The following is an 8,580-nucleotide window of genomic DNA, read 5'->3' on the forward strand; positions in this document are numbered from 1 at the left end:
CAATTTCAGTACCAGATTCATTAACGGTCTTAACCTTGAATGTAGGAGCTACCCATTCTCCATTCTCATAGCTAGCAGCACCGCCTAAAGATTTTGCAACACTGCTCCCTAGGGTATGAAGCTGATTACCCGCTACAGCATCGCTTGAAGTTGAAGTAATGTCTCCATTTGCAAGGGATGTAATCTTGCTATTGGTTTTGCTGTCCTTTTCCCCATGCGTTGCCACAAAGGCGCCTGTAGTCTTGTCCCACAACAAGGCGTCACCTTGAGCAAGGGTGATGTCTTTTTCAATCTCTTTAGTAATTTCATCCTTAACATTCTTGAATGTATCTTTAACGTTCTCGAATGAATCACCAACACCGGCAAAGGCAGATGCAACATTTTCATAAGTCGCATCTGTGACGCTGCCATCTTCTTTGAAGGTCTTAACCGTGAATTGAGGAGCGGTCCAAGCGCCATTCTCATAGCTAGCAGCACCGCCTAAAGACTTTGCAACACTGCTCCCTAGGGTATGAAGCTGGTTACCAGCTACAGCATCGCTTGAGGTTGAAGTAATGTCTCCATTTGCAAGGGATGTAATCTTGCTGTTTGTTTTGCTGTCCTTTTCCCCATGCAAGGCCACAAAGGCGCCTTTAGTCTTGTCCCACGACAAGAAATCACCTTGAGATGCTTGAGTAATATTGCTTAGTTTTTCATCAAACTTTTTGATCTCATTCGCTAGATGCGTATTCACATTCTTAACACTCGTATCAAGACCCGCAAATGCACTACCAACATCATTGAAGCTTGTCTTTCCCACTTTACCATCTTCAGAAACATTGGAGATTTCGTAAGTCGGATCAATCCAAGCATCAGAATCATCTTTAACTTTAGGATCAAAGCCAGCACCACCGCCTAAAGCTTTTAGAGTATGCCTAATGTCTCTACTAATGCGCTTGAAACCCTGACCTACAGATACACCCATAACAGCTACAGAGGCATCGTCGATGATCGGCACTAAGCCGTTCTGGTAGGTCGGTGCACTCAGGCGACCGGGTATCCAAATTCCAGTCGCTGGGTCCACGCTATAAGCACCGCCAAGAATGTTTCCAAGCCTTTCGTTTATTGCATAAATCTGGGAACCATTTACCACCTCGGTTGAGCCTTTTGCGAGACTACCAGCAGCAACATCCCTAAGAACTCGATCTTTACCTTCACTACTCCGAAAAGTTACTATAGTTAATGGTGACTTAGGAGCAACAGTTACCATCCTTTCCTCATCATCCCGACCTAATCCACGGATTAAACCTTCTATATTCTTATGCTGATCATGACCTTGAGATAGATTATTTTGTTTCTCTTCAATAGCAGGGGGATTCTTTATCTCAGCAAGTTCAAGTTGATGATTTAAACTTGTGAAAGCACTTTTCACGCTAGAAAATGCATCCGCTACATTCTTAGAACTTTCCTTCTTAGAACTTTCCTTACCCGTAAGTGCAGTATCAAGTGCAGGTTGCGTTTGAAACTTAATATTAGGATTTATATTTCTGAAGGAATCTTCATCCTTAGAACTTTCCCTACCCGCAAATGCAGTATCAAGTGCAAGTTGCGTTTGAAACTTAATATTAGGATTTAAATTTTTGAAGGCATCTTCATCCTCTATAAATGCAGAGCCACTATCTTTATATAATTTACTGCCAACAACATAGGCTGGTGGAATGGCTTTAAGCACATTTGTACCGCCACTAAAACCGCTTGATATGTTATTAAAAATCTGAGTATTAGCAGAAACAGGAGAAATATTTGATAAAAAGATAATCACTGAAGCCAATGAAAGCGCTTTAATAAAAAGTAATCGATAAAGCGAGCAAGAATTTTTAAAATCATTCACCACTGACGCTTTTGATGTGGTATATAATTTTTTCATAACAAATTCTCCAAGTAAAAAAACATATTCAGAACATAAAAAAAACACATTTCAGCGCTAGGGATGATTTTGTGGTGTGGTTTTGTTTGTTCTTTACAAAGTTTAGGTTTGTCGCAGAGGCGAACGGAAGTAATTAGAATTTCGGCAAGGCTGCGGTTAAGGTTGATTAGCGATTTGGTTAATGGGTTTTTGATTTTTTTCGCCTTTAAGAAGAGTGCTGTTTTTGCAACAAATCTGAATTTGAGGGGGAGGAAATAGATAGAACGGATACGAAGAGGACATATTTGCACGCTATTGTTAGATCTGCGGTTTATAGTTTTTAAAGTGAAAGAGATCATTTTGTATGCTTAAGAGGCTATAAGGTATTGTTGTGGAAAAAGGTTAAGTTGTCCGGCGAATGATTTAGAGTATTTGTTGTGAAATCATTGCGCTTTTATCGTAGGGATAAGCGACATACTCTCGGGTTTTAGATTTTTTAGCTTGAAGAGCTTTAAAATAAAACGAGGATGGTTGTGTAATTTTTTCATGATCCGTCGCACCTCCCTTTGCGAGAAATTTTTCTGTTTTTACCAGAATGAGTCTTACTAAAGACTATTTTTATAGTTTTATAGACTGTTGAGTAAAATAGCAAGAAGAAAATGAATTTAATTATTTTTACAGAATGAGTCTTTCCGATTTATACAATCGTGAAATATCCTTATAACTTTAAAATTCATAGATTTCATGCATTATAGACTTGTCTAGAGCTTCTGTTTCATAGTTTGTTTGAGGTATCCCATTTTGATCAAAATGAGTCTTACTCATAATTGCCGCTGTTGCATACCTCATGATTGCTACTGCTATGTACAGAGCAAATAAATAAAATAATAAAATGGGATTTTTACTTTTTTAAACGTATCCCCCCAATGGATATTTTCTATCAATGAAATTATAGAACGTACAGTTTTAAAATACTGTGCGATTACGCACTCTATCAATTTATATGAGAGTATTACTCTGTATTTGTAAAATTTTTGTTAAAGTGCTTCACTTCTCATTAAAATAAATCTCACTAAGATTCTTACTATAGAATATATTGTTATGAGACTTTATAAGTATACTACTCTATATAAGTATACTACTCTATGGCTTTCTCTGTAAAATATTACTTCTCTATAATATAAAATTTCGCCCTTGTCTGATGAGACAAGGGCGAAACTTCGCTTAAATTGTAGTTTTTCATATACTCTGATATTATCTTAATTTCAGAGTTATTCCACCACCTACGCCCCACTGACCTCCGGCACTGGTCGCTGATAGATTAGAACGAATCTTGCCATCTTCAGATGTATAACCTGCACCAATAGCAAAGGCAGATTGTCCACGCCAAAAACCACCACCAAATGAAACACTTACAGATCCTGGATCATCGAAGTAACGTAAGTTAGACACTGCCAAACCAATCGCTGCTGCTTGCCTTGCCTCTTTGCGCACATTCGTAATATCATAACTTAGTGCGTCAAACTTCATATCGGTATAGGATTTCGCCTCGTTAACACTATCATTGACAAGACTATTAATTCTCTCATCCGTATACTTGTTCGCTTTAGAAAGAGTAAGCTTCATCTGCTCCTCGGTATAATCATGTAACTGACCACCATTCACTGCGTGCTTAGAGCCGTTTTTAATTTCGCCATCTTTAACATTAGCAATCAAAACAGGTTCACTGTCATCGGCACCTTTTAGAGTGATGCTATTGATTTTCTTTCCGCTTTCTTTATCAACATCATAGCTAACCGCAAGATTCACCTTGTTTTCAACTTCTGTTACCTTGTTTTCAACTTCTGTTACCTTGTTTTCAACTGCTGTGACCTTGGTTTCAACTGCTGCTACCTTTTCATTCGTCTCCCAGAGCTGTCCTCCATTCACGGCGTCTGTTGAATTTTCTACAAGAACACCCTTCTCTACATTGACAATCTTGCTGGGCTTACCATCATGACTAGCGTCATACCCTTCTTTTCCTGCGTCCCATGGGAATCCATTGGAGGCTACGCTAGGGGTTTCCTTCTGTTCAACAGCCTCAAGACGTGTATTGATCGCCAACATGCTCTGACGTACACTATTAAACGCGCTAGCTACATCACGATACTCTCTCGAGTCAATCACAACACCGCCGTCACCAAACGTCATAACCTTAAAGGTTGGAGGTGTCCATGAGCCGTCTTTTTCAGTATATCGAGCACCACCACCGAAATAAGTAGCAACCTTGTTGCCGAAATCATAAAGTTGGGAACCATTGATTGCTTCGTCTGAGTTAGCAGAAATATTACCATTCACAAGACCAAAAAGACTCCGTTTTTTACCTGAAGTAGTCATAAGACTTACTTGAGTTGATTCTATGTCAGGAGAAATAGTTACCGGAGGCAGAGTCCCATCATCACCCATGGCATATTCTTCTTCATCCATGGCAAGAGGTAAGCTTCTCATAAAAGGAAAGCCTTCTGAAATATACTCCAGATCACCATTTTGAGATGCCTTCCCTGTTTCACCAATACCAACGTTATCCTTTATATCAACAATCTGATTATTCAAAGCTGTGAAAGCACTATTCACGCCGGCAAATGCATCCGCAACACTCGTATACGTGTTCTCAGTCTCATTACCATTCTCATCAAAGGCTTTAATTGTGAAAGTAGGAGATATCCAATTTCCATTTTTATAACCAGAACCACCACCGAAGTAAGTAGCAATCTGGTTGTTCATCGAATAGAGCTGAGAACCAGTTACAGCATCAGTCGACGTTGCTGAAATCTCACCAGCAGCAATATCAAAAAGACGCCGGCTTTCACCTTCACTATTCATAAAACTTATTTGTTTTAATGGTGATTTAGCCGCAACAGTTACCGTAGTTGCATCCTTCAAGTCACCTAGAGCACGAGGTAAGGTTTCCACAGATAAGCTTCTCATAAAAGGAAAGCCTTCTGAAATAATATCATTCAAATCACCATCTTCAGAATTACGACTTTTTTCATCAATACCAGAGTTATTTTTTATATCAATAATCTGATTATTCAAAACTGTGAAAGCACTATTTACGCCAGAAAATGCATCCGCGACATTATTATATTTTTTCTCACTCTCATTACCATCCTTATCAAAGACTTTAACTGTAAAAGTAGGACCAGACCATTTCCCCTCTTCATTATATCCAGCACCACCGCCAAAATAATTTGCAAATGCCTGAGACATATAATAAAGCTGGCCACCATTTACTGCTTCAGTCGAGTTTTTCGTAAATGCACCACCCTTAACGCCAGAGAGAATTCGTGGGACATTAACATTGTTTCCAATGTCTATTCTATCGCCACTTTTGCTTCCCCCAATGGTAATAAGCCCAGCGCTATTTTGCTTAATAAAACTATCGCCTGTCCCATTAATGACTATATTTTCAATCTTTTTATCAAGATTTGTAAAAGAACTATTTACACCAGAAAGTGCCTCCGCAACATTTCCATATTGCGTTTCAGCTCCATTACCATTCTCATCAAAGACTTTAACTGTAAAAGTAGGAGCATTCCAGCTTCCATCTTCACCATATCCAGCATCTCCACTAAAATATCTCGCAACGACATTGCTCATGGAATAAAGTTGAGAACCATTTATCGCATCAGTGGATGCTGCTGTAATCGAACCAGCCTTAACACCGGAAAGAGTCCGTGCCGCATTATCAACGTTTGCAATGCTTACTTTAGTTCCACTTACTTTTCCACCAATTGTAATAAGCCCTTTATCATTTTGCTTAACAAGACTATTCCCTGTCGCATTAGTGACTACATTTTCAATCTTTTTATCAAGATTCGTGACAGAATTACTTACGCCAGTAAAGGCATCTGCGACATTATTATATTTTTTCTGAGTCCCCTTACCATTCTTATCAAAGACATTAACTGTAAAAGTAGGAGCACTCCAGTTCCCATCTTTATAGCTAGCACCACCACCAAAAGACTTCGCAAACCCAGCACCCAATTTATAAAGCTGGGAACCATTGACTGCGTAATTCGATGTTGCGGTAACAGAACCACCACGAACACCAGTAATAAACCGATCCTCATGAGAATTATTTGCAACGTCTACTATATAACCCCTTTTGTTCGCACCAATTGTAATAGTCCCTGCAGAATCTTGCTTAACAATCATATCAGACAAGATTTTATCAATTTTATTATTAATTTCCTTCTGATATAACCCCCAAACATTTCCCCAACCTGCAAATGCATTATCAACAGCGTTTCCAACCTCATACTTAATAGTATTTCCTATATTAAGTTTAAAATTTGTGAATTCATTTTTTACACCGTTGAATTCATCCTTTACACCTCTGAATGCATTATCTACTCCCCAAAACGCAGAGCCAACATCTCTATACACGTTACCGTCAATTACATAGGTTGGCGCAATACTTTTACGTATATCTGCACCACCACCAAAATACGTTGCTACATTACCCCACAGATCACAAGCAGAAACAGGAGAAGCATTTGATAAAAAGACAGCCACTGAAACCAATGAAAGCGTTTTAATAAAAGGTAATCGATAAGGCGAGCAAGAACTTTTTAAATTACTCACTGCTAGCGTGTGTGGTGTGGTATATGTTTTTTTCATAATAAATTCTCCAAGTAAGAAAAATATTAAAAACATTAAAAAGACATATTCCGGTGCTATTAGGCTCCGGAGTTTGTTTTTTTCTTGTTTTATAAAAGATTAGGGTTGTCATAATAAGGAAGAGGACTATCTAAGATCTCAATGAGATTGTGGTCGACGTTGATTGATAGCCCAATTAATAAGATTTTTATTTCCCCCTTTTACGGAGGATTTTCTTTTTTTAGCAAAGCCTTTAAATTTAAAGGTGAAGAAAGGTAAAAGAAGTATAAATGAGACATGTTTGCGTACTATTATTAGGTGTTGTGTGTTGAAGAGGCAATAAAGGATATTTATCGCGGAGAAGGGTTAGGTTGTTTGATGAGTGGCTTAGAGCGTTTTTTGTAGGGCTATTGCGCTTTTGTTATGAAAATAGGCGAGGCACCCTTGAGCTTTGGATTTATACCTCTCAAAGCTTTTTGAAATAAAATGATAGTGATTGTGTGATTTTTTCATGGTTTACCGCACCCCGCTTTGCGAAAAGATTCAAAGATTCTTAGTACCTTTTAAATAATCTATCGTATTCTTACAGACTATAAAAAAAATAGCAAGGAAAAAAATGAATTAATTATTTTTTACATAACGCGTCTTTCTGATTCATGAAATAGTTCTGAATTCATAGCCTCGTTGTTTACACTTTGGGCTTTTATGAAAGTGCTGGTGTATTGTTATGCTTTTAATACCCCTGTTTTGATCAAAGTGAGTCTTGCTTAATCATTCTAACTTCTGCATACAAAGAAATAATAAAAAATGAGATTTTTTATTATTTCTTCAAGCATACCCCCAATGGATATTTCTATTATAAAATTATAAACCGTGCAGTTTTAAAATATTGTGCGATTGCGCGCTCTATTAATTTATATGAAGACATTACTCTGCATTTGTAAATTTTTTTGTTAGAATGCTTCGCTGTAACTAAAATCTGTCCCACAAGATTATTACTACAGAATACATTGTTATAAAACTTTATAAGTATACTACTCTATGAATTTCTGTGTAAAATATCACCTCTTTATAAAATTTTTACCCTCGTCTGATGAGACAAGAGTAAATGAATTTTTTTTATTATTAATTCAGCGGTGAGTTTACTCCTGTACTTACCCCCAGTGGCTCCTTGCACTCGTGACAGATCGGTTAGAATGAATGAATTCGTTCTCTGATGTATAACCAGCACCAAAGGAAAATGCGGATTTACTGCGCCATAAAACCCGTACCAAATGAAACACTCAACTTCCCTAGTGTATCGTTGTAACGTAAACCTACCACTGCCAAACCAACAGCCGCTGCTTGTCTTGCTTCTTTTCAAACATCTTCAATGGCATAACTCAACGTTTCAAACTTCATATCCGTATACGATTTCGCCTCGTTAACAGCATTATTAACTATAGTATTGACTTGATCATCCGTATACTTTTTAGCATCATCAAAAACTGTCTTAATCTGCTGCTCACTGTCATGTAACAACCAACCAGCCCCCTCCACGACTCCTGTCAAATTTGCGTAAAATACGCTACTCTTCACTCCTTTTCTCTGTTTTATTTTCAATATTAATGCTGGCATTATTATTTGTGGGAACCGTTCTTTTAATCGTGTAATCCTTTTCCCTCCTGTCTTGTATAGACAGGAGCGTTTTTGAAAATAATAGTAGTGAATTTTATTAATTGAGAGTTAAGCTTAATCCCACACCTACACCCCAGCGCCCTCCGGCATTTGTCACAGATAGACTAGAGCGAGTATTTCCATCTTCAGATGTATAACCAGCCCCAATAGCAAATGCAGCCTGATTGAGCCATATACCACTACCAAGTGCAACACTTAACTTTCCTGGTGCATCATTGTAACGTAAGTTGGACACCGCTAAACCAATCGCTGCTGCTTGTCTTGCTTCCTTGCGAACATCCTCAATAGCATAATTTAACGTCTCAAACTTCATATCCGTATAGGATTTCGCCTCGTTAACGCCATTATTGACAAAACTATTGACTTGATCATCCGTA

General features: G+C 38.0%; 2 protein-coding genes and 2 pseudogenes. All 4 read right to left on the reverse strand.

Annotation, left to right across the window (positions count from 1 at the left end; translation table 11 throughout):
• A pseudogene (locus ACFINF_RS08400) lies at positions 1–1,906 on the reverse strand (hypothetical protein); the annotation flags it as partial.
• A gap of 1,233 nt (positions 1,907–3,139) precedes the next feature.
• On the reverse strand, positions 3,140–6,547 hold the full coding sequence (locus ACFINF_RS08405; RefSeq protein WP_375620478.1) for a YadA-like family protein: 3,408 nt from the start codon (positions 6,545–6,547) through the stop codon (positions 3,140–3,142).
• A 1,133-nt stretch (positions 6,548–7,680) separates the two neighbouring features.
• Positions 7,681–8,053 (reverse strand): annotated as a pseudogene (locus ACFINF_RS08410) (YadA-like family protein); the annotation flags it as partial.
• A 187-nt stretch (positions 8,054–8,240) separates the two neighbouring features.
• Positions 8,241–8,580, reverse strand: a 340-nt coding sequence (locus ACFINF_RS08415; protein WP_375620479.1) for a YadA-like family protein, incomplete at its 5' end; no start/stop codon positions are given.

This window comes from Bartonella sp. TS25HLJMH, assembly GCF_042193505.1.
GTDB classification, from domain to species: Bacteria; Pseudomonadota; Alphaproteobacteria; order Rhizobiales; family Rhizobiaceae; genus Bartonella; species Bartonella grahamii.